Origin of the sequence: Burkholderia sp. Bp8991, from assembly GCF_003853795.1 — a bacterium.
In the GTDB taxonomy this organism is placed as follows: domain Bacteria; phylum Pseudomonadota; class Gammaproteobacteria; order Burkholderiales; family Burkholderiaceae; genus Burkholderia.
Genome location: NZ_QTQJ01000009.1, coordinates 197,552 through 218,560 on the forward strand (window position 1 = coordinate 197,552; position 21,009 = coordinate 218,560).

At 67.1% G+C, this 21,009-nt stretch carries 20 protein-coding genes and 1 pseudogene; 8 read left to right on the plus strand and 13 right to left on the minus strand.

Translation table 11 applies throughout. From position 1 onward, the window contains the following. Nucleotides 1–60 precede the first annotated feature (60 nt). Together DIE02_RS13215 and DIE02_RS13220 are read left to right on the plus strand one after the other, a co-directional pair. The gene (locus DIE02_RS13215) at nt 61–1,182 is read left to right on the plus strand and encodes an efflux RND transporter periplasmic adaptor subunit (RefSeq protein WP_124485449.1); all 1,122 of its coding nucleotides are present in this window, start codon (nt 61–63) and stop codon (nt 1,180–1,182) included. Then, nucleotides 1,179–4,277: an efflux RND transporter permease subunit gene (locus DIE02_RS13220; RefSeq protein WP_124485448.1), complete on the plus strand. Its 3,099-nt coding sequence runs from the start codon at nt 1,179–1,181 to the stop codon at nt 4,275–4,277. The genes DIE02_RS13215 and DIE02_RS13220 overlap by 4 nt, the downstream gene beginning before the upstream one ends. A 236-nt stretch (nt 4,278–4,513) precedes the next feature. Here DIE02_RS13220 and DIE02_RS36430 read toward each other — a convergent pair. Together DIE02_RS36430 and DIE02_RS13230 are read right to left on the minus strand one after the other, a co-directional pair. Further along, nucleotides 4,514–4,675: pseudogene (locus DIE02_RS36430) on the minus strand (helix-turn-helix domain-containing protein); the annotation flags it as partial. Nucleotides 4,676–5,000: 325 nt separating this feature from the next. Then, nucleotides 5,001–5,489, minus strand: a complete 489-nt coding sequence (locus DIE02_RS13230; RefSeq protein WP_044848239.1) for an aminoacyl-tRNA deacylase — start codon at nt 5,487–5,489, stop codon at nt 5,001–5,003. 455 nt (nt 5,490–5,944) lie between these two features. Between DIE02_RS13230 and DIE02_RS13235 the strand changes: the two genes are divergently transcribed. Beyond that, on the plus strand, nt 5,945–6,232 hold the full coding sequence (locus DIE02_RS13235) for a YciI-like protein (RefSeq protein ID WP_124485447.1): 288 nt from the start codon (nt 5,945–5,947) through the stop codon (nt 6,230–6,232). A gap of 18 nt (nt 6,233–6,250) precedes the next feature. Here DIE02_RS13235 and corA read toward each other — a convergent pair whose 3' ends face one another. Further along, nucleotides 6,251–7,228 (minus strand): magnesium/cobalt transporter CorA, encoded by a 978-nt coding sequence (corA, locus tag DIE02_RS13240; RefSeq protein ID WP_044848267.1) that lies wholly within the window; start codon nt 7,226–7,228, stop codon nt 6,251–6,253. A 179-nt stretch (nt 7,229–7,407) separates the two neighbouring features. On the opposite strand from corA, the gene cydX reads away from it, so the two are divergent. Together cydX and DIE02_RS13250 are read left to right on the plus strand one after the other, a co-directional pair. Then, the gene (gene cydX, locus DIE02_RS13245) at nt 7,408–7,554 is read left to right on the plus strand and encodes a cytochrome bd-I oxidase subunit CydX (protein ID WP_044848241.1); all 147 of its coding nucleotides are present in this window, start codon (nt 7,408–7,410) and stop codon (nt 7,552–7,554) included. Beyond that, nucleotides 7,551–8,168 carry an ATP-binding protein gene (locus DIE02_RS13250; RefSeq protein WP_044848242.1) on the plus strand — a complete coding sequence of 206 codons (618 nt, stop codon included), beginning with the start codon at nt 7,551–7,553 and terminating at the stop codon, nt 8,166–8,168. Before cydX ends, DIE02_RS13250 begins: the two co-directional genes overlap by 4 nt. Before the next feature lie 191 nt (nt 8,169–8,359). Here the strand turns inward: DIE02_RS13250 and DIE02_RS13255 are convergent, their stop codons facing one another. Continuing rightward, nucleotides 8,360–9,460 (minus strand): saccharopine dehydrogenase family protein, encoded by a 1,101-nt coding sequence (locus DIE02_RS13255; protein ID WP_040144221.1) that lies wholly within the window; start codon nt 9,458–9,460, stop codon nt 8,360–8,362. Between the two features lie 455 nt (nt 9,461–9,915). Beyond that, the gene (locus DIE02_RS13260) at nt 9,916–10,380 is read right to left on the minus strand and encodes an Lrp/AsnC family transcriptional regulator (protein WP_006481526.1); all 465 of its coding nucleotides are present in this window, start codon (nt 10,378–10,380) and stop codon (nt 9,916–9,918) included. Between the two features lie 323 nt (nt 10,381–10,703). Between DIE02_RS13260 and DIE02_RS13265 the strand changes: the two genes are divergently transcribed. Next, nucleotides 10,704–11,249 carry a Spy/CpxP family protein refolding chaperone gene (locus DIE02_RS13265; RefSeq protein ID WP_124485446.1) on the plus strand — a complete coding sequence of 182 codons (546 nt, stop codon included), beginning with the start codon at nt 10,704–10,706 and terminating at the stop codon, nt 11,247–11,249. 131 nt (nt 11,250–11,380) lie between these two features. Continuing rightward, complete coding sequence (locus DIE02_RS13270; RefSeq protein ID WP_124485445.1) at nt 11,381–11,812, plus strand: PGDYG domain-containing protein; 432 nt, start codon at nt 11,381–11,383, stop codon at nt 11,810–11,812. A gap of 60 nt (nt 11,813–11,872) precedes the next feature. Here the strand turns inward: DIE02_RS13270 and DIE02_RS13275 are convergent, their stop codons facing one another. The 8 genes from DIE02_RS13275 to DIE02_RS13310 all read right to left on the minus strand — a co-directional run bounded on the left by DIE02_RS13275 (nt 11,873) and on the right by DIE02_RS13310 (nt 19,716). Then, nucleotides 11,873–12,235 (minus strand): DUF3022 domain-containing protein, encoded by a 363-nt coding sequence (locus DIE02_RS13275; RefSeq protein ID WP_124485444.1) that lies wholly within the window; start codon nt 12,233–12,235, stop codon nt 11,873–11,875. A gap of 13 nt (nt 12,236–12,248) precedes the next feature. Continuing rightward, a complete protein-coding gene (locus DIE02_RS13280) occupies nt 12,249–13,037 on the minus strand; it encodes a YhfC family intramembrane metalloprotease (protein WP_124485443.1) in 789 nt (262 codons plus the stop codon). 54 nt (nt 13,038–13,091) lie between these two features. Further along, on the minus strand, nt 13,092–14,135 hold the full coding sequence (locus tag DIE02_RS13285; protein WP_124485442.1) for a LacI family DNA-binding transcriptional regulator: 1,044 nt from the start codon (nt 14,133–14,135) through the stop codon (nt 13,092–13,094). Nucleotides 14,136–14,457: 322 nt separating this feature from the next. Further along, nucleotides 14,458–15,423, minus strand: a complete 966-nt coding sequence (locus DIE02_RS13290) for an NAD(P)-dependent oxidoreductase (RefSeq protein WP_124485441.1) — start codon at nt 15,421–15,423, stop codon at nt 14,458–14,460. A 5-nt stretch (nt 15,424–15,428) separates the two neighbouring features. After that, nucleotides 15,429–16,709 carry an MFS transporter gene (locus tag DIE02_RS13295; RefSeq protein ID WP_044848248.1) on the minus strand — a complete coding sequence of 427 codons (1,281 nt, stop codon included), beginning with the start codon at nt 16,707–16,709 and terminating at the stop codon, nt 15,429–15,431. 165 nt (nt 16,710–16,874) lie between these two features. Continuing rightward, on the minus strand, nt 16,875–17,867 hold the full coding sequence (locus DIE02_RS13300; RefSeq protein ID WP_044848249.1) for a sugar kinase: 993 nt from the start codon (nt 17,865–17,867) through the stop codon (nt 16,875–16,877). Between the two features lie 28 nt (nt 17,868–17,895). Beyond that, on the minus strand, nt 17,896–18,660 hold the full coding sequence (locus tag DIE02_RS13305; protein ID WP_124485440.1) for a sugar phosphate isomerase/epimerase: 765 nt from the start codon (nt 18,658–18,660) through the stop codon (nt 17,896–17,898). Nucleotides 18,661–18,822: 162 nt separating this feature from the next. Continuing rightward, a complete protein-coding gene (locus DIE02_RS13310) occupies nt 18,823–19,716 on the minus strand; it encodes a LysR family transcriptional regulator (RefSeq protein WP_124485439.1) in 894 nt (297 codons plus the stop codon). 111 nt (nt 19,717–19,827) lie between these two features. Between DIE02_RS13310 and DIE02_RS13315 the strand changes: the two genes are divergently transcribed. Beyond that, complete coding sequence (locus DIE02_RS13315) at nt 19,828–20,904, plus strand: YeiH family protein (protein WP_124485438.1); 1,077 nt, start codon at nt 19,828–19,830, stop codon at nt 20,902–20,904. Nucleotides 20,905–21,009 lie beyond the last annotated feature (105 nt).

Below are 21,009 nucleotides of genomic sequence, written 5' to 3' on the forward strand. Positions count from 1 at the left end.
TGACTGATTTAGTCACCGGTATCAGAATGAGGTCTCCTGTTCTTTGCGAGAGGGGATCTCATGTTCCGGCGCCATCGTCTTGTCTACACATTGGGCCTGGCTTCGCTTGCGCTCGCAGCATGCGGCGAGCATCCGGCTGCTGATCCGCGTACCGAGGCGCCACTGGTCCGTACAAGCGCCGTTCACGGTGCGGCGGGTGCGAGCCGGTCGTTTTCGGGTGTCGTGGGCGCCCGCGTTCAGAGCGATCTCGGTTTCCGCGTTCAGGGTAAAGTCATCGAGCGACTGGTCGACGCGGGCCAAACGGTCAAGCGCGGCCAGCCCCTGATGCGCATCGATCCGATCGATCTGGGGCTGCAGGCCCGTGCGCAGCAGAAACTCGTGGACGCTGCGCAGGCGCGCGCGACGCAGACGGCTGCCGACGAGGCGCGGTATCGGGATCTCGTCGGGGCGGGCGCGGTGTCGGCATCGACCTACGACCAGCTCAAGGCGGCGGCCGATTCCGCCAGGGCCCAGCTCGTCGCAGCGCAGGCGCAGGCCGTGCTCGCCAACAATGCTTCCGGATACGCCGTCGTCATGGCGGACGCCGACGGCGTGGTGGTCGAGACGCTGGCGGAGCCGGGCCAGGTCGTCGCGCCGGGACAAATCGTCGTGCGGCTCGCGCATGCCGGCCCCCGCGAGGCCGTCGTCCAGCTTCCCGAGACGCTGCGTCCCGCGTCCGGCTCGATTGCCGCGGCGACGCTTTACGGCGCGGACCAGAAGCCCGTTCCCGCCGTCCTGCGCCAGCTCTCCGATTCTGCCGATCGGCTGACACGGACCTACGAGGCGAGATACGTCCTCGAGGGCGCGCTCTCGAATGCACCGCTCGGCGCGACCGTGACCATCGATCTCGCCGGCGATGCCGGCCAGACACAGGCCGGCATGGTGGTGCCGGTCGGCGCCTTGTTCGATCCGGGCACGGGCACCGGCGTCTGGACCGTCGATCGATCTCAATCGCGTGTGACCTGGCACAAGGTTCGTGTCACCGCGTTGAGCGACGACAGTGCGACGGTGACTGGCGATCTTCGCGAAGGCGACCAGGTCGTCGCGCTCGGTGCCCAGTTGTTGCACGACGGAGAGCGCGTGCGTCTCGCCAACGACAAGCTGGCCGCGGCATCCGTCTCCACGCAAGGAGCAGCGCAATGAGCGGCTTCAATTTGTCGGCTCTTGCGGTGCGGGAGCGCTCGGTCACGCTGTTTCTGATCATCCTGATTTCGATCGCCGGCGTGATTGCCTTCCTGAAACTGGGGCGGGCCGAAGATCCGCCATTCACCGTCAAGTCGATGACGGTCATTACGGCATGGCCCGGCGCGACCGCGCAGGAAATGCAGGACCAGGTGGCCGAGCCGCTCGAAAAGCGCATGCAGGAGCTGCGCTGGTACGACCGGACCGAGACCTATACGCGTCCGGGGCTGGCCTTCACCACCGTGACCTTGCTCGACAGTACGCCGCCCGCGGACGTGCCCGAGGAGTTCTATCAGGCCCGCAAGAAGCTGCACGATGAAGCGGGCAACCTGCCGCCCGGGGTGATCGGCCCGCTCGTCAATGATGAGTATTCCGACGTAACGTTCGCGCTGTTCGCGCTCAAGGCGAAAGGCGAGCCGCAACGATTGCTGGTGCGCGACGCCGAGGGATTGCGCCAGCGGCTTCTTCATGTGCCGGGCGTCAAGAAGGTGAACATCATCGGCGAGCAGGCGGAACGGATCTACGTGTCGTTTTCGCACGACCGGCTCGCGACGCTCGGCGTGACGCCGCAGGAGATCTTTGCCGCGCTGAACAACCAGAACGTTCTCACGCCGGCTGGTTCGATCGATACGGCGGGCGCGCAGGTCTTCATTCGTGTCGAAGGCGCCTTCGACAAGCTGCAGACCATCCGTGACACGCCGATCGTCGTTCAGGGCCGCACACTGAAGCTCTCCGATGTGGCGACCGTCGAACGCGGTTACGAAGACCCGGCCACGTTCCAGATTCGCAACAAAGGCGAACCGGCGTTGCTCCTCGGCGTCGTGATGCGGGACGGCTGGAACGGGCTCAATCTCGGCAAGGCGCTCGACACGGAAGTCGCATCGATCAATGCCGGGCTGCCGCTGGGCGTGAGCCTCACGAAAGTGACCGACCAGGCCGTCAACATCCATTCGGCCATCGACGAATTCATGGTGAAGTTCTTTGTCGCGCTGCTCGTGGTGATGGTCGTGAGCTTCGCGAGCATGGGATGGCGTGTCGGCATCGTCGTGTCGGCGGCGGTGCCGCTGACACTCGCGGGCGTCTTCGTCGTCATGGCCGCGACGGGCAAGAGCTTCGACCGCATCACGCTCGGTTCGCTGATTCTCGCGCTCGGCCTGCTCGTCGACGACGCGATCATCGCCATCGAAATGATGGTCGTGAAAATGGAGGAGGGCTATAGCCGCGTCCAGGCATCAGCTTACGCGTGGAGCCACACGGCCGCACCGATGCTGTCGGGCACGCTGGTCACGGCTGTCGGCTTCATGCCGAATGGCTTTGCGCGCTCGACGGCCGGCGAATACACCAGCAACATGTTCTGGATCGTCGGCATCGCGCTGGTCACCTCGTGGATCGTGGCCGTCGTCTTCACACCGTACCTCGGCGTCAAGCTGTTACCCGACATCGCCGTAATCGAAGGCGGCCACGAGGCGATCTACAACACGCCGAACTACCGGCGCTTTCGCCGCTTCCTCGGGCGCGTGGTCGCGCGCAAGTGGATGGTCGCCGGGATCGTGGTGGCATCGTTCGTGGTCGCCGTGATGGGCATGGGGCTCGTGAAGAAGCAATTCTTCCCGACTTCCGATCGCCCGGAAGTGCTCGTCGAAGTGCAGATGCCCTATGGGACTTCGATCGAGCAGACCGCGTCGGCAACGGAAAAGGTCGAGGCATGGCTCGCGAAGCAGCCGGAAGCGCAGATCGTGACCTCGTACATCGGGCAGGGCGCTCCGCGCTTCTATCTGGCCATGTCTCCGGAGCTGCCGGATTCGTCCTTCTCGAAGATCGTGATCCGCACGAATGACGAGCGACAACGGGAAGCGCTCAAATTCCGTCTGCGCAAGGTCATCGCCGAAGGGTTGGTGCCCGGAGCGCAGGTTCGCGTCACGCAGCTGGTGTTCGGCCCTTACTCGCCTTACCCCGTTGCGTTCAGGGTCATGGGCCCGGACGCCCAGACGTTGCGCACCATCGCCGCACAGGTCGAACGGACCATGAACGCCAGCCCGATGATGCGAACGGTGAACGCCGACTGGGGGCCGCGTGTTCCCACCGTGCATTTCACGCTCGATCAAAATCGGCTCGGGGCGTTCGGACTGACGTCCAGCTCGGTCGCGCAGCAACTGCAATTCCTGCTGACCGGCATTCCCGTCACGCACGTGCGCGAGGACATTCGTTCCGTGGAGCTCGTCGCGCGTTCGGCGGGCGACATCCGGCTCGACCCGCAACGGATCGACGGATTCACGCTGATCGGCGCCGCAGGGCAGCGGGTGCCGCTCTCGCAGGTCGGCAAAGTCGACATCCGCATGGAGGATCCGATCCTGCGCCGGCGCGACCGAACGCCGACGATCACCGTGCGCGGCGATATCGCCGAAGGGTTGCAGCCGCCCGATGTGTCGACCGCGATGCTCGCGCAGCTTCAGCCCATCATCGCGAAGCTGCCGGGCGGCTACCGGATCGAGGAGGCCGGCTCCATCGAGGAGGCCAACAAAGCGACAACTGCGCTCGCGCCGCTGTTCCCGATCATGATCGCGCTGACGCTGCTCATCATCATTTTTCAGACCCGCTCGATTTCCGCCACGATGATGGTGTTCGCGACCAGTCCGCTGGGTTTGATCGGTGTGGTGCCGACACTCCTGCTGTTCAATCAGGCCTTCGGCATCAACGCATTGGTGGGACTCATTGCGCTCTCAGGCATCCTGATGCGCAACACGCTGATCCTGATCGGCCAGATCGAAGAGAATGCGCGCGCGGGCATGACGCCGTTCGATGCGGTGGTGGAGGCAACGCTGCAGCGCTCGCGGCCCGTGATCCTGACTGCGGTCGCCGCGATGCTTGCGTTCATTCCGCTTACCCATTCCGTGTTCTGGGGCACGCTGGCTTATACGCTTATCGGAGGAACATTCGCCGGAACGGTTCTGACGTTGGTGTTTCTGCCGGCCATGTACTCGATCTGGTTCAAGATCCGTCCCGGGGCAGGGGAAAACCACTCTGCGCTCGAACCCAGCGCCAGCGTGACGACGTAGGCAGGTGCGCTCCGGGCGATGATGGTCTCGCCCGGGGCGTCGATGTGAACCGGCAACGATGCGTCCGGACGGAAGGCAACTCCGCCCGTGACATTCCGGAGCTTCTCGCAGGCCAGCGTCGGCCCGAAATCGGCGTAGCGATCACGGATGATCGACAGTGCTCGATCGGCCAGATCAGCGTCCAGCCGCCGATTACCGGGACGCCCACGCTTGCGCGAAGCCAGTCCGGCGGCGCCAGACTCACGGTAACGATCCACCAGACGCTGGAGCTGACGCACGGTCACGCCCAGTCGTTCGGCCGCGCGTCCGGGCTTGAGTCCCATGTCCACCACGGCCTGGATTACCTTCAGACGGTCGAGTTCTCGCATGTTCAGTGTCACCAGTGCACCTGGATACATGGCCGGCTCCGTGGTCCCGCAAAGAACCGGCCAGCATACCGAGGTCAAAACACGACATTTCTAAGTAGCCAGAACACGACATTTCTAAAAAGCTACTACAACCAAAACTATCGATAATTGAGATTATGTCAAATATGAAATTTACCCGAAAACGCCCCTGAAATCCCCGCCGCACACCGCCGGCATCCTTCCTCACCAGTCACGCGCAGCCACCGTTCTTGCAGCGTGAACCCCGCCTCAGCAAAAACCTGCGGCACGCAATGCCCCCGACGGCCGCCCGCCAGACGCCGTCTCCAACCACCGCAAACCGCCCACAACAGGACGATCAGGACAACCACATCCCCTGCATCTTGTGCGAGAAATGCGCGCGCTCGGCCGTCTCCATCAGCGACAGGAATTCATCCTGCATCATGTGGATCAGCGCTTCGTGGTCGCCGGCCTCGAAATACACTTCCGGCTGCTGCGCGAGATGTTCCTCGAGGAACGTCTTCATCCCGTACGCCATGCACACCGGCGGCAACGCGCCCAGGTCGCAATCCTTGAAGAGTTCGCGCAGTTCGATTTCCCTGGCGAGCACGAGATGGCGGCCGGTCTTGACCCAGAGGTCCGACAGCCGCACCGCGTGCGACGTCGGCAGCACGGCGGCGACGTAGCCTTCGTCGTCCTCGAGCAGCACGGTTTTCGCGAGGCGATCGCCGGGGATATGCGCGGCGGCGGCCGTCTCCATGCTGGTATGGCTATACGGGTGGTACACGACTTCGTACCGCGATGACTTCTGGCGCAGGCAATCCTGCAGGGTGGCTGATACAGGCATGGCACACCTCTCTGGACGAATCGGACGAACGAAGTTCGCTCCGGGTTTGTTCAGCATAGGTCGCATTGCGGCCAATGGAAACGCCCTCGCACTACGCCCGCACCGACGCTCGCCCCGGCTTCGGCCCCCTTTTTCCGGCGCGCGCAATCCGGGCCCGGAATCCGCATGGAACATGTCTGCCTGCCCCCGCCTTTCCTGAAGACACAACGAGACGCAACGGGCGGTAACGGTTCCCGTACGAGGACCCCACCACATGTGATGGCGGATCTGCGCCAGACCGTTAGTTGCATTTTAAGGAAGAACGTCGAGACCTGAAAACCGTCGCCATCGCACGCCGGGGATCGGCCGGCCACGCACCAACGAGGCCACCGCAAACCGCGCCGACAAAGACAGAACCTCGCCCTATACTGAGCCCAACACCCGCCATCCCGCGGCGGCCGATTCCGGGAGCGACCATGCATTACCAGCTGATCTACGAACTCGTCGACGATTACCTGTCCCGGCGCGAACAGTACCGCGCCGAGCACCTCGCACTCGCGCGGGCGGCAACCGAACGCGGCGAACTCGTGCTCGCCGGCGCGTTGCAGGATCCGGCCGACCAGGCCGTGCTCGTGTTCGAAGGCGATTCGCCGGAAGCCGCCGAATCGTTCGCGCGCGCCGATCCCTACGTGCAGAACGGCCTCGTCAAGTCCTGGCGCGTGCGTCCGTGGCGCGTCGTGGTCGGCAAGCACGCCCCGCGCTGACGGTGCACGGGGCCACGGCTACAGCCACCCCGCCCGCTTGAAGCGCCACCACAACGCGAGATCGGCTACGACCATCACGCCGATGCAGCCGTAGAAGCCGTACTTGAGGTGCAGTTCGGGCATGTTCGCGAAGTTCATCCCGTAGATGCCCGCAATCATCGTCGGTATCGCGAACAGCGCGGCGAACGAGCCGAGCCGCTTGGTCACCTCGTTCTCCGCAAGCGAGATCATCCCGAGATTGACCTGGATCGCCGTCACGACCATCTCGCGCCGCCCTTCGATCGTCTTCACGATCCGCTGCAGGTGGTCGTACACGTCGCGGAAGTAATGCTCCATCCCGCTGCAGACCTGCGGAATGCGTCCGCCGGTGAGCTTCGCGAGCGGCTCGATCAGCGGCGCCGTGTGCTGGTGCAGCATCACGAGCCGGCGTTTCAGCGAATAGAGATCCTCGATGATCGCGCGCGACGACGCGGGCGTGGCCTTGGTGAAGATGCGGTCCTCGAGTTCCTCGAGCTCGTTGCCGAGCGTCTCGAGGATCGGGAAATAGCGGTCGACGACCTGGTCCATCAACGCATAGAACACGAACGCCGACCCTTCCTGCAGCAGATGCGGCTCACGCTCGCAGCGCTTGCGCACCGCGCGGAAGTCCTGTTCGGTATGGTTGCGGATCGACAGCACGTAGTTCGGGCCGACGAACACGTTCAGCTCGCCGACATTGAATTCGCCGTCGTGGTCGAGCTCGACCGTGTGCAGCACCGCGAACAGCGAATCGCCGTACTCCTCGATCTTCGGCCGCTGATGCCCCTTGCGGGCATCCTCGAGCGCGAGCTCGTGCAGCCCGAATTCCTCGCCCATCAGGTCGATCTCGTCCGGCGTCGGATCCTTCAGCGCGACCCATACGAAACACTCGGGTTTCGACACGTATTCGCTGATGGCGTCGATATCGATATCGGCCAGCTTGCGGCCGTCCTGGTATGCAGCACAGTTGATGAGCATGATGTCCGTCATGTTGCCGTTATCGCACCAGTTTACCGGGTTGCCGCGCGGGCGGCCCGGCTTGCGCGGCACGCCGATATTGGTCATGATCGGATTGCGTGCGCCGCGGCTCGCGCACGGCATCGCTTCGACAAGTGCACGGCACGGCCGTGCCGCCCAACCTTCAAGGAGACAGACCCATGTGGTATTTCTCGTGGATACTCGGCATCGGCGTGGCGCTCGGCTTCGGCATCATCAACGCGATGTGGCTTGAAGCGGAAGTGTTCTCGCGCGACGGCAAGCGCACCGCCGCACCGCGCACGGATTCGGGGAGCCGGTATTCGTGACGCACCTGGTGTTCTTCTGCGGTCATGCCGGCACCGGCAAGACCACGCTCGCGAAGCGGCTGATCGGGCCGCTGATGCGCGCGACCGGCGAAGCCTTCTGCCTGCTCGACAAGGACACGCTCTACGGCCGCTACAGCTCGGCCGCGATGGGCGCCCTCACCTCCGATCCGAACGACCGCGACAGCCCGCTCTACCTGAAGCATCTGCGCGATCCCGAATACCAGGGCCTGCTCGACACGGCCCGCGAGAACCTCGCGCTCGGCATCGGCGCGCTCGTGGTCGGCCCGCTGTCGCGCGAAGTGCGTGACCGGCGCATCCTCGACCGCACGTGGCTCGGCATCGGGCCGGACGTCGCGCTGACGGTCGTGTGGGTCCACACCTCGGAAGACGTCGCGCACCAGCGGATCGTCGCGCGCGGCAATCCGAACGACGCGTACAAGCTCGCGCACTGGGACGAATACCGGCAACGCCGCTTCGTGCCGACCGGCCACGAATGCGACGGCATCGTGATGTTCGACAACACCGCACCGTCCGACGCGGACATCGATGCGCTGCTGTACCGCATCGTGCCGCCCCCGCCGGCGGCAACGATCGTCCCGCCGCTGCCCGCCTGAGCGGCGCGCACCGCCCTGCTCCTCGTCGCTTCACCATGTCGCGTGAAGGCATCGCGACGCAACGTGTCGATTCGGCCGACGCCAATGCGATCCGTGAAGCCGTGAAGGGCTTCGACGCGCTCGTCAAAAAAAACGCCGGAAGCGCTGTTGCGCTCCCGGCGTCGCACGGCCCTCGTGCCTGGGACCGATCGTCAGGCGACTTCGTGCACGCGCTCCATCGTGCCGCCTTCGTACAGCTTGCCGAAGCGGTTCGCGAGGAACGCCTTCAGCGACACCTTTTCCTGCGGGATGAAACCGCTTTGCGGCAGCTTCTTTTCGCGGAACAGATCCAGCACCGCGCACATCGCGCCGGCCGTCGTGATCTGGATGGCGCTCATGTGCATCCCGCACACGTCCTTCGCGAAGATCTTGCGGGTGAACACGTCCTGCACGAGCTGGCCGTCCTTCACGCCCGTCACCGTGACGAACACGAGCACGACGTCCTGCTTCGTCGACGGCACCGCGCGGCGCATGATCGACTTCAGCGTGTCGCGGTCGCTCGACAGTCGCAGGTCTTCGAGCAGGAACTGCACGAGTTCGCGGTGGCCCGGATAGCGCACCGACTTGTAGTCGAGCGTCTCGACCTTGCCCGACAGCGTCTCGCACAGCGTGCCCAGGCCGCCCGACGTGTTGAACGCTTCGTATTCGGTGCCGTCGAGCGAGAAATGTTCGAGGCCTTCGAGCGGCTGCACCCACTGCTTGCGGCCGTCGCGGATCGCTTCGCACGGCTGGCAGTATTCGTTGATCAGGCCGTCGACGCTCCACGTCAGGTTGTACTTCAGCGCGTTGGTCGGATACTCGGGCAGCGCGCCGACGCGCATCTTCACGTCGCGCACTTCGCTGAAGCCGTTCACGAGCTCGTGCGCGGCGATGCCGATGAAGCCCGGTGCGAGGCCGCACTGCGGCATGAACGCGCGGTCCGAACCGTCGGCCAGTTCGCGGATCGCGTGGGTCGCGCGCACGTCTTCGGTCAGGTCGAAGTAATGGACGCCTGCCGCCTTGGCCGCCGCGGCGACGTTGACCGCCAGGTAGTACGGCAGCGCGTTGACGAGCGCATCGAAGCCCTTCACGGCTTCACGGATCGCATTGGCGTCGGCCGAATCGACACGTTGCGTCGCGATGCCCTCACGCGACAGCTTGGCGAGCGCATCGGCGTCACGGTCGAACGCGACGACTTCGTAGTCGCCCGTTTCACGCAGCATGTGAGCAATGGTGTGGCCGATCAGACCTGCGCCGACGATGGCGATTTTCATGCGCTTATCTCCTGATGATGGGTTTGGTGTTGGTGTACGGCGTCGAGCCATGAACACAGTTTAGGGACGTGCAAAATCAGTTCCAAGACGAAGAATGATGCGAAACGACCGATACTTTCGACGAAATGACTACACATTTCGTCACAACGACCAAATCATCTAAAAAACGCGTATACGGCGTGCGTCAGACGGGCCGCGATCGACGCGTGTGGACGCGTGTGGCCGGACAGGAAGGAACACGCAAGGCGGGACATGGCAGGCAAATGAATCGTTGCGCGCGCCCGCGCACGCATTCGACACAACGACGCTCGCGTGCGGACGCACGAGGCAACGCCCCGCCCGCGGCGTGCGCGGGCGGCGGGCATCAAGGCATCAAGGGGAAGGGAAAGGAGGAAAAGCCTGCGCGACGTATCGAATCGCGCCGCGGCGTCACATGCAACACCGCATGCGACGCGTCATCCGCCGATCGTGCCGCGATCGATCTTGCGCGACAGAATGATCGACGTCGTCGTACGCTCGACGCCTTCGAGCGTGCCGATCTGGTCGAGCAGGTCGTTGAGCCGTTCCGGCGAATCGGCACGCAACCACGCGACATAGTCGTATTCGCCACTCACCGCGCACAACAGCTGCACCTCGGGCATCCGGTCGAGCTTGCGCAGCACGTCCTTGCCGAACTTCGGCGTGAGAATGATGCCGACGTATGCGTAAATGCTCGCGTCGAGCACGTCCTGACCGAGCCGCACGCTGTAACCGGCGATCACGTTGGTACGCTCGAGCCGCGCGATGCGCGCGACGACCGTCGTGCGGGCAACGTCGAGCTGTCGCGCGAGATCGGCGACGCTTGCGCGCGCATCCGCTTGCAGCAGCGCGACGAGTTGCCGGTCGAGGTCGTCGAGTTGGTCGAGGCGAGGAGGACGCATGAGGCTGGGCCGGCGTGCAACGCGCCGGCGAAATGGAACGTGACGCGATGATAGCGCCGAACGCCGGTGCGCCCAAACGGGATCTCACGCGTTCGCATCGCCCCGCCTCGTTCGCGCGCGGCGCCCGACTCGCCGATCGAACACCATCGATCGCCGGCCTTCGCCAGGTCCCTTTCAATTTCGATTCGTATCGGATGTAAGCAAGTGTCGCTTTCGCTGCTGCACTGCACGCAACGTGCTACTAATAAGGTGAGACGCGAGATGCGCGCTCGCGGCACTGCCCGCCGCGCCCGCTCGCACGACACCACCCCGGAGAGCCAACCATGAAGAAGATCTCGCTCACCCTCGCTACGCTCGCCGTTGCAGCCAGCGCATTCGCGCAAACCCCGCCGCAACCGCAGACGCCCGCTCCGGCAGCGGCAACGGCGTCGTCGGCCCCGAGCGCCGAGCAGCGTGCGGCGCGCCACGAAGCGCGCATCGAGCAGCGCATCAAGTACCTGCACGACCAGTTGAAGATCACGTCGGCGCAGGAACCGCAATGGAAGACGTTCGCCGACACGATGCGCGAGAACGGCGACACGATGGGCCGCCTCTATCGCGCCCGGATGGAAAGCCATGACGTGTCCGCGGTCGACGACATGAAGCAGTACGCGGAACTCGCGCAGGCGAACGCGGACGGCGCGAAAAAGCTCGCCGACGCATTCGCGCCGCTCTACGAGCGCTTCCCGGCCGACCAGAAGGCGCTCGCCGACACGACGTTCCGCAGCTGGCTGCACCACGGCGGCGAACACCGCGGCAAGGGCAAGGCCGCGAGCAAGGAAGGCAAGGCAGCAGCCGCGCCGGCCGCCAGCGCGCCCGCGCAACCCTGACGTCCGCCCCGTCGGCGCCGCACTGCCCGTGCGGGCCGAACGGCGTCGCGCATCCCGCGGGAATCCGGCGCGTCACACGGCGCGCCGGATTCGGGATAAGCTCCCGGCTTTTCCCGCACTTCCCCCCTGCCATGCTCGAACTCAAGCACCTCGATCTGCGTACCGACCCGCAGGCCCGTCGCGTCGTGAAGGATGAAACCGTCACGGTCGCATTCGCGGATGCCGACGGCGAACTGATGAGCCTCGAAGGCCCGAACCGCTATGTCGCGGGCGACGCGCTGATCACCGGCTCGACCGGCGACCGTTGGGTCGTGTCGCGCGTGCGCTTCGACGCGAAGTACCTGCCCGCCGATCCGGCGCTCGCGCACGGCGCGCCGGGCGCCTACCGGAACCGGCCGGCCGTCGTGCTCGCCCGCCGCATGGACGAGCCGTTCACGATCGCCCGCTCGGAAAACGGCGACACGCTGCGCGGCATGGCCGGCGACTGGGTCATGCAATATGCACCCGGCGACTATGGCGTCGTGCAGGCGCAGCGCTTCGCGCAGGTTTATCGCGACGCGTAAGCGCGCGTCGCGTGACACGCGCCGCGCCGGCATCGTGCCGGCGCGCGCCGGCGTCGCCGCTCACGCAAAGTCTTCGTCGAGTTCGAGTTCCGCGGTGCGCTCGACGGCTTCACCCGCCGCGTGCCGCTCCTCGAGCGAGCCCAGCATCGCTTCCGTGTACGCATGCAGCACCGCGTGGCTGCGGGCGCGCTGCATCGGCCTGAGCGCCAGATAGCGCGCCAGCGCGGCCGGCACGAAGCGGATATCGAGCGTCATCCGCTTCGGCGTCGAACCGAAACGCATCGCGAGCCACTGCACGGACAGGAAGCGCCCGCGTTCGTCGCTGCTTTCGGCAAAACGCGTCTGCTCCGGAAAGAGATCGCAGATCACGCGCGCGAGCGCGTCGAATTCGGCGCTTGCGCATTCGATCAGATAGTCGTCCATTCCGCCTCTCCCGTCAGGCCGCCGCACGCGGCGACCGGCACGTCTTCACCAGCACGGCGACCAGGATCGCGGCCAGCACGAAATACACGGCCTCGAGCGATCCGGCCGGCAGCACGCGCACCTGGTACAGCAACGCCGGTGCGGCCGCCAGCGCATGCAGCACGATCGCGAGCGGCAATACGCCCGCGCGGCCGGCACGCACGCCGCGCCAGACCAGCACCGACAGCGCGAGCTGCACCGCGAACGCCGCGCAGCGCTCGATCAGCAACAGCAGGATCGACTGTGCCGACAGCGTCGCCAGCATCACGTGCAGCCGCACGACGGTATCGCCCGGCAGGTCCGCGAGCTGCGTCTCGAGCTGCCCGCGGCTCGCGAGCCACGCGAGATACGACCACTGGCCCCAGACGAGCACGCCGACGAACCAGGCTTCGGCGCCGGCATGGCCGATCCCGTAGCCGATGCCGCGCCCGTCGCCGGCCGACGCGCCGTAGCGGCGGTTCAGGAACCGGATCCCGAGATAACGGCCGACTTCCTCGAACACGGCGGTCGCGAGCGCGCTGTACGCGACGAATGCGAGCGGCTGCGTGAGCCAGCCGCCGGCGGGCGTCTGACTCAGCACGAGGCCATGGAATGCGCGTTCGACGATCATCGCGAACAGCGTGAAGACGGCGACGCCGACGATCGTGTCGCGGCGGTCGAGCGCAAGCGGCTTGCGCAGGGTACGGAAGAGAACGAACGGCAGTAGCGCGATGATCAGCGTGGCGGCGATCAGCACCGCCAGCGTGACGGGAGCGACAGTCATGAATTTCCTTGTTCGGGGCAGCGCACCTGACGCGCCGCGTGCCCCGCATGATACTCAGCTTGCGGTCGACGCGCGCGCAATCAGCTCGCCCGGCAGCATCGCGACGCGCACGTCGCCGACCGCGCCGTCGATGCGCTCGTGCACGAATTCGACGGCCTTGTAGCCGATCTCGTAGGTCGGCTGACGGATCGTCGTGATGCCGATCAGCTCGGCCCACTCCGGATCGTCGATCGACAGCAGCGCGGCCTTTTCCTGCCATGCGGCGCCGAAGCGGGCGCGCAGGTGGCGCGCGATCGCGAGCGCGACCGGCGCGTTCGCGGCGAACAGCGCCGCCCGCACGCCGCGCTGCGTGGCCGCATCGACGCGCGCGTCGAGGTCGGCGAGCGCCACGGCGGCCGCGGCCGGCTCGTTCAGGTCGAGCACGACCGTCGGCGGCACCGGCAGCCCGCGCGCCTCGAGCGCCGCGCGGAACGCGGCCTCGCGCAGGCGCCGCGAGCTGACGCGCTCGAACGGCTGCACGACGAAATGAATCGCATCGAAGCCGCGCGCGATCAGGTGCGCGAGCGCCGTCTCGATCGCATCGGTGTTGTCGAGCCCGATCAGGTCCGCCTCGAAGCCCTCGACCGTCCGGTCGACGAGCACGGCCGGGATGCCGCCGCCGCGCAGCGGGCGCAGCACGTCTTCCTCGGCGCCGAGCGCATTGACGATCAGCCCTTCGACCCGGTAGGTCGTGAGCAGCTGCAGGAAGCGCCGCTCCATCTCGACTTCATTCGCCGCGTGGCAGATGAGCGGCATGTAGCCGAGCGCGTGGCACGCGGCCTCGACGCCCAGCAGCACTTCGACGGTATAGGGATTGGTCAGGTCGGCCGCGAGCATGCCGAGCAGCCGGTTGCGGCCGCGCTTCAGCCCGCGCGCCATCTGGTTCGGCCGGTAGTTCAGGCGCGCGATCGCCGTCTCGATCCGCTGGCGCAGATCGGCGGACAGCACGTGCGTCTCGCCGTTCAGATAGCGCGAAACGCTGGTCTTGCCCGTGCCGGCTTCGCGTGCGACGTCGCTGATCGTCGCCGGACGCTGCGTGGAAGGTTGCGAATCGCTCAAGTCGTGCCTCGCGACGTACGATCCGCGCCGCTTCGTGTGCGGACGGACCTTTGTTGTTGGATACGAACGCCCCCCGGCGCACGCCGCCGCTCCCCTGCTTCGCGGTCGATCGAAGCCGGCGCCTTCGCGCCCGCTCCGCTCGCCTGACACGCACGGCGATCGGCCGCACCGGGCTGGCACGGATGCCCGTCGCCGGACGCCGCCGGCCGCGTGGCCGGGTCGTCGATGCGCGACGAGCGGGCGATCATAACGCAGCCTGCCCTCCCGCACCAAGACCATCGACTCTAACTGCGGCGGCGGCCCGCCGGCCGGCCGCCGCCGCTCAGACGCGCGCGAGCGCGTCCGGATTGACGAGATTCGTGCGCAGCGTGCCGGCCAGCGCGCCGACCAGGTTTTCCGCGGCGCAGCGCGCCATCGCATGGCGCGTCTCGTGCGTCGCCGAGCCGATATGCGGCAGCGCGACGACGTTGCTCATCCGCAGCAGCGGCGAGTCCGCCGCCAGCGGCTCCTTCTCGAACACGTCGAGCCCCGCGCCGCGGATCGTGCCGGCCCGCAGCGCGTCGATCAGCGCGGCCTCGTCGACCACCGGCCCGCGCGACGCGTTGATCAGGATCGCGCCACGCTTCATCTTCGCGAATTCGGCCGCGCCGATCAGGTGATGCGTTTGCGGCGACAGCGGAACCTGCAGGCACACGAAGTCCGACTGCGCGAGCAGCTCGTCGAGCGTCACGCGGCGCGCGCCGTACTGCGTCTCGGCTTCGGCGTGCGCGGCACGGTTCGTGTACAGCACCTGCATCCGGAAGCCGAGCGCCGCGCGGCGCGCGACCGCGCCGCCGATCCGCCCGAGCCCGACGATGCCGAGCGTCTTGCCCTGCACGTCGGTGCCGTACAGATCGGGGCCGATGCTGCGCTGCCAGTGGCCGGCCTTCACCCACTCCGCCAGTTCGACCACCCGCCGCGCGGACGCGAGGATCAACGAGAACACGGTATCGGCGGTCGATTCGGTCAGCACGTCGGGCGTATGCGCGAGCACGATCCCGCGCCGCGTGAGATCCGCGACGTCGAAGTTGTCGTAGCCGACCGAGATCGTCGACCAGGCCTTCAGCCGCGGCGCGCGATCGAGCATCTGCGGCGTGACCTTCAGGCTCGCGCCGATCACGCCGTCCGCGTCGCCGAGGGCGTCGGCGAGCGCGTCGGCGCCGTCGGCCTGCACGAGCTCCGCATGCTCGCGCAGGTACGCGAGCACGTCATCGGGCAGCGGCTTGTACGCGACGATACGAGGCTTCATCGTTTTCATTTTCCTTGCAGCGGCGTCGCGAGCGGGTGCGCATCGCGCGCCTGGGGTTTGACGGACAGCGTGAGGATCACCGCGGCGACGAGCGCGACGCTCATGAACGCATACGATGCGACGGGCGACCCGGTCGCCCCGTTCAGGTAGCCGACGAAATACGAGCCGACGAACGAGCCGAGCGCGCCCATGCTGTTGATCAGCGCCATCGCCCCACCGGCGACGTTCCTCGGCAGCAGTTCCGGCACGATCGCAAAGAACGGGCCGTACGGCGCGTACATCGCGGCGCCCGCGACGACCAGCAGCGCATACGAGATCCAGAAGTGCGACGAGCCGAGCGCATACGACGCGGCGAACGCGGCCGCGCCGACCAGCAGGAACGGCCACACGAAGCCGCGGCGCGAGCCGACCTTGTCGGACGCCCACGACGCGACCAGCATCGCGATCGTCGCCGCGAGGTACGGCAGCGCCGACAGCCAGCCGGTCGCGACCATCCCGAGCTCGGAGCCGTTCTTGACGATCGACGGCAGCCACAGCACGAAGCCGTACACGCCGATGCTCCAGCAGAAATACTGCGCGCACAGCTTGATCACGGCCGGCGAGCGGAACGCCTCGCCGTAGTTGCGCACGGGCTTGATCGCCGCCTGTTCGGCCGCGAGCGCGGCGTCGAGGTCGCGCTTTTCCTGCGCGGTGAGCCACGGCGAATCGGCCGGCTTGTCCTGCACGAGGAACCACCAGCATACGGCCCAGATGATGGCCGGCACGCCTTCGGCGATGAACATGTGGCGCCAGCCGAATTCGTGCACGAGATAGCCCGACACGATCGACATCCACAGCACCGTGACCGGGTTGCCGAGGATCAGGAACGTGTTCGCACGCGAGCGCTCGTTCTTCGTGAACCAGTTGCTGATGTAGATCAGCATCGCCGGCATCACCGCCGCCTCGACCACGCCGAGCACGAAGCGGATCGCCATCAGCGACGGGATGTTGGTGACCACCCCCGTGAGCGCCGCGCACGCGCCCCACAGCACGAGGCTGGCGAACACGAGCTTCTTGACGCTGCGGCGCTCCGCATAGATCGCGCCGGGAATCTGGAAGAAGAAGTAGCCGAGGAAGAACAGCGCGCCGATCAGCGACGACAGGCCCTTGCTGATCCCGAGGTCCTGGTTGATGCCGGCGGCTGCAGCGAACCCGTAGTTCGCGCGGTCGAGGTAAGCAAGGCTGTAGGTGATGAACACGATCGGCATGATCGTCCACCAGCGTCGTGCTGCGAGATTGGCTGCCATCAGAGTGTCTCCTTGGGTGATCGGAGTGGGCGGGTCAAACGCCCGGCTCCGCTCCCGTCCTTTCGGGAATCGACCGGCGTCGGCGCGATGGCGCCTGCTCCGGCCTCATGCAAAACCGTGCACGAAGCACGAATTGGGTCCGCGGATTGTGCCGTGTCCGGCCTCTCATTGCGCGGTGACGGTTTCCTCTAGGCGATCGGCGCGATTGCTGACGTTTTCGAGCCGATCGAGCGCCGCGCGGGTCGGCAAGCCTTCCGAATCGCCGATCACCTGGATCGCGAGCGCCCCGATGCGATTGCCGCGCGCGACCGCCTGCTCGACGGAGCGGCCTTCCAGCAGCGCGCTGACCACGCCGACCGCGAAGCCGTCGCCGGCGCCGACCGTGTCGACCACGTTCGCGACACGCTCGCCCGCCACCGTGCCCTCGCGGCCGTCGGCCGTGCGGAAGTACGCGCCGTCGGCGCCCAGCTTGATCACCACGCCGCGCGCGCCCTGTGCCAGGTAGAAGCCCGCGATGTCGGCCGGCGTGTCGTGCCCGGTGAGCTGCTGCCCTTCGGCCAAGCCCGGCAGCACCCAGTCGGCGAGCGATGCGAGCGCGTTCAGCGTCTTCGCCATCACGTCGGCGGACGGCCACAGCGTCGGGCGCAGGTTCGGATCGAACGAGATCGTCTTGCCGGCCGCACGCATCTCGCGCGCCAGCCGGAACGCAAGCTCGCACGACGTCGCGGAGATCGCGGGTGCGACGCCCGTCAAATGCAGGTGCCGTGCGCCGAGCACGTAGTCGGCCACGTAGTCGTCGCACGACAGGTGGCTCGCGGCCGAGCCCTTGCGGAAATATTCGACGGTCGGGTCGCTGCCGTCGTCGTTGCGCGACTTCAGCTGGAAGCCGGTCGGATAGCGCGGATCGACGGTCACGCACGACGCGTCGATGCCTTCGCGCGCGAGCGTGTCGAGCACGTAGCCGCCGAACGAATCGCGGCCCACCCGGCTCATCCAGCCGACCCGGAAGCCGAGCCGCGACAGGCCGATCGCGACGTTCAGGTCCGCGCCCGCGATCCGTTTCGTGAATTGCGCGGCGTGCGCGAGGTGGCCGGGCTCGGCGGCGACGAACATCGCCATCGCTTCGCCGTAGGTCACGACATCGAGTGCTGCCTTCATGAGTGCATTCCTCCGTATCCTTCGAGCGTCACGCGGCGGCGAGCCACGCGACGCGCCGGCCGGCATCGCCCGCCAGGTCGGCCGCATCGAACGGGAATTCGATGCCGCGCGGCGCCGCTTGCGGCAGGGCCGCGAGCACGCCCGTGACGAGCGTGTCGCCCGGCGCCGGCGCCACCGCGAAACGGCGCGCGCCCTCGCCAGCGACTGCCTTGCAATGAATGTATTCCACATGCGGCGCGAGTGCGTGCGCGCATGCGAGCGGCGCTTCGCCCGGCCACTGCCAGTTGCCGATGTCGAACGTCATGCCGAGCGCATCGGGCGCGCCCGCCTCGGCCAGCGCCGCGAACAGCCCGCTGAATTGCACGAGCGCGCCGCCCACCGGCAACTGGCCGTTCTCGACCACCACGCGGGCACGCGCGCCGCGCGACAGCGCGACGATCTCGGCTGCGTGCGCGTTGCCGGCGAAGCCGCCGAGCTGGAACTTGACGAAGCGCGCGCCGAGCTCGTCGGCTTCGACGAGCGTGTCGCGCAGCGCTTCGGCGTCGAGCGCGCCGGTTTCCGTGTACAGCGTGGCCGGCGTCGAATAGACCGACCACAGCCCGTGCGCGGCGAGCGCCGTGCCGAGCTCGGCCAGCGCGCCGGGCGTCGCGTCGTCGTCCGATGCGAACAGTTCGCGCCGCACCTCGAAGCCGGTCGCACCGGATGCCGCCGCGGTCGCGATGAATGCACGGTGGCCCTCCTGACGCACGCGGTCCATCCCGAATGCGCTCGCCACGATCACGATGTCTGCCATGTCTGCCCTTTTTTCTCCGGAATGGAACCGGTTCCATTTGCTTGAGACGGATGGTGCGCTTCGCCCCGGGCGCACGCCATAGAGGAAATCCCTAAGGATGGCCGCCGCACGAACGTGCGCGGGCGCAGGGGCATCCGGCGCTCCAGGACCGGCTTCGGGTGTCTACCCGGCGTCGTGCGCGAGGCTCATTTCCAGGAACTGGGCGGCCACGCGCGACGGCGCCGCGCCGTGCGGCACCAGGATCGAGAAATGACGCGTGAGCGGCGCGGGGGCGAGCGAGCGCGGCACGAGCGCCGCACCCTCGTGGCGCAGCGACATCGCGGACACGAAGCCGACGCCCATCCCCGCGCGCACGGCCTCCTTCACGGCCTCGACACCGGCGATCTCGAACGCGACACGCATCGGCGCGCCGCCGTGCGCGAACGCGCGTTCCACGAGTTGCCGCACGCCGGAGCCCTCCTCGCGCAGCACGAGCGGATGCACGGCGAGTGCCTCGAGCGTGACGCCGGCTGCGTACTCGGGCGCGGCGAGCGCATGCCCGGCCGGCACGACCGCGACGATCTCGTCCTCGTGCCATGCGTGCACGGCGGTGCCGGGCGGCAGCGCCTCGCCGGGCGGCCCTTCGATCATCGCAATGTCGAGCGATGCCAACGCGGCGACCACGTCGGCCGTGTTGCCGCTCATCGTGTGGATCGCCACCCGCGGCACACGCGGCTGGAACGCCGCGATCAGGTAAGGCAGCAGGTAGCTGGCCGGCGTCGTGCTCGCGCCGATCCGCAGCGTGCCGGCGTCGAGCCCGCGCACCGCGTCGCGAAACGCGCGCGCCTGCGCGAACGTGTCGCGCTGGGCCTTCGCGTACTGCGCGAGCTGCTCGCCGACCGGCGTCAGGCGGATGCCGCGGCCGTCACGCTGGTACAGCGGCTCGCCGAACTCGTCCTGCAGCAGGCGCAGCTGGCCCGATACCGCCGGCTGCGACAGATGCAGCGCCACGGCAGCGCGGCTGATGTTCAGATGTTCGGCGACGGCCGCGAACGTTATCAGTTGATCCGGGGTCATGGGGATGAATTATCGGCTTCCCGGATAGTTTACGTCACAAATCACAATTTTTCATATCGATATAACCAAACTAGGATTAGGCCATCGCAACCTGCTTGATCACGGTGCCCCATGTCCACTGCTCCGACTCCCCATCTTGCCCACGCCGCGCCGTCGCTGCGCGGCCAGTTGAACGGCGTGCTGTTCGTCGCGCTGTTCGCCGCCGCCGTCACCAGTCTGTCGCAACTGCCGGCAGTCGCCGGGCTCGGCCTGTCGCCGCTGATCGTCGGCATCGTCGCCGGTGCGCTGTACGGCAACGCGCTGCGCGACGGCATGCCCGCGAGCTGGGCGGCCGGCGTCAACTTTTCCGCGCGCAAGCTGCTGCGCATCGCGGTCGCGTTCTTTGGCCTGCGCGTGAGCCTGCAGGAAATCGCGCAGGTCGGCCTGCCGGGCCTGACGGTGTCGGTGCTGATCGTCGTCAGCACGCTCGCGATCGGCACCTGGGTCGGCATGAAGGTAATGAAGCTCGATCGCGACGCGGCGCTCCTGACCGCCGCCGGCAGTGCGATCTGCGGCGCGGCCGCCGTGCTCGCGTTCGAGTCGACGCTGCAGTCGAAGCCGCACCAGAGCGCGATGGCCGTGGGCAGCGTGGTGCTGTTCGGCACGCTGTCGATGTTCCTGTACCCGTTCGCGTATCACGCCGGCCTGCTCAACCTCGACCCGACCGGCCTCGGCCTGTTCTTCGGCGGCACGATCCACGAGGTCGCGCAGGTGGTCGGCGCGGCGAGCGACATCAGTCCGGAGGTCACGCACGTCGCGACCATCGTGAAGATGACCCGCGTGATGCTTCTGGTGCCGGTGCTGCTCACGCTCGGCTGGTGGCTCGCCCGCTCCGCGCGCTCGGCCGATGCGACCGCTGAAGGCGCGCAAGGCAAGCGCAAGGTGGCGGTGCCGTGGTTCGCGCTCGGCTTCCTCGGCTTCGTGATCGTCAATTCGCTGAACGTGCTGCCCGCCGACGTCACGCACACGCTGAACCTGCTCGACACCTTCGCGCTGACGATGGCGATGACCGCGCTCGGCATCGAGACCCGCGTGTCGCAGATCCGCGAGGCCGGCCCGCGCGCCTTGACCACCGGCCTGATCCTGTACGTGTGGCTGATCGCCGGCGGCTACGGGATCACCTGGGCGGTACAGCACTGGCTTGGCTGAGCCGCGCAGCCACGCCGCGACACGCGCCGCGCCCGACGGGAAGGTCCCGCGGGCGCGGCGCAGTGCTATGCTTCGCGTCGTTTTCCTTCGTCCTCTTCATCACCC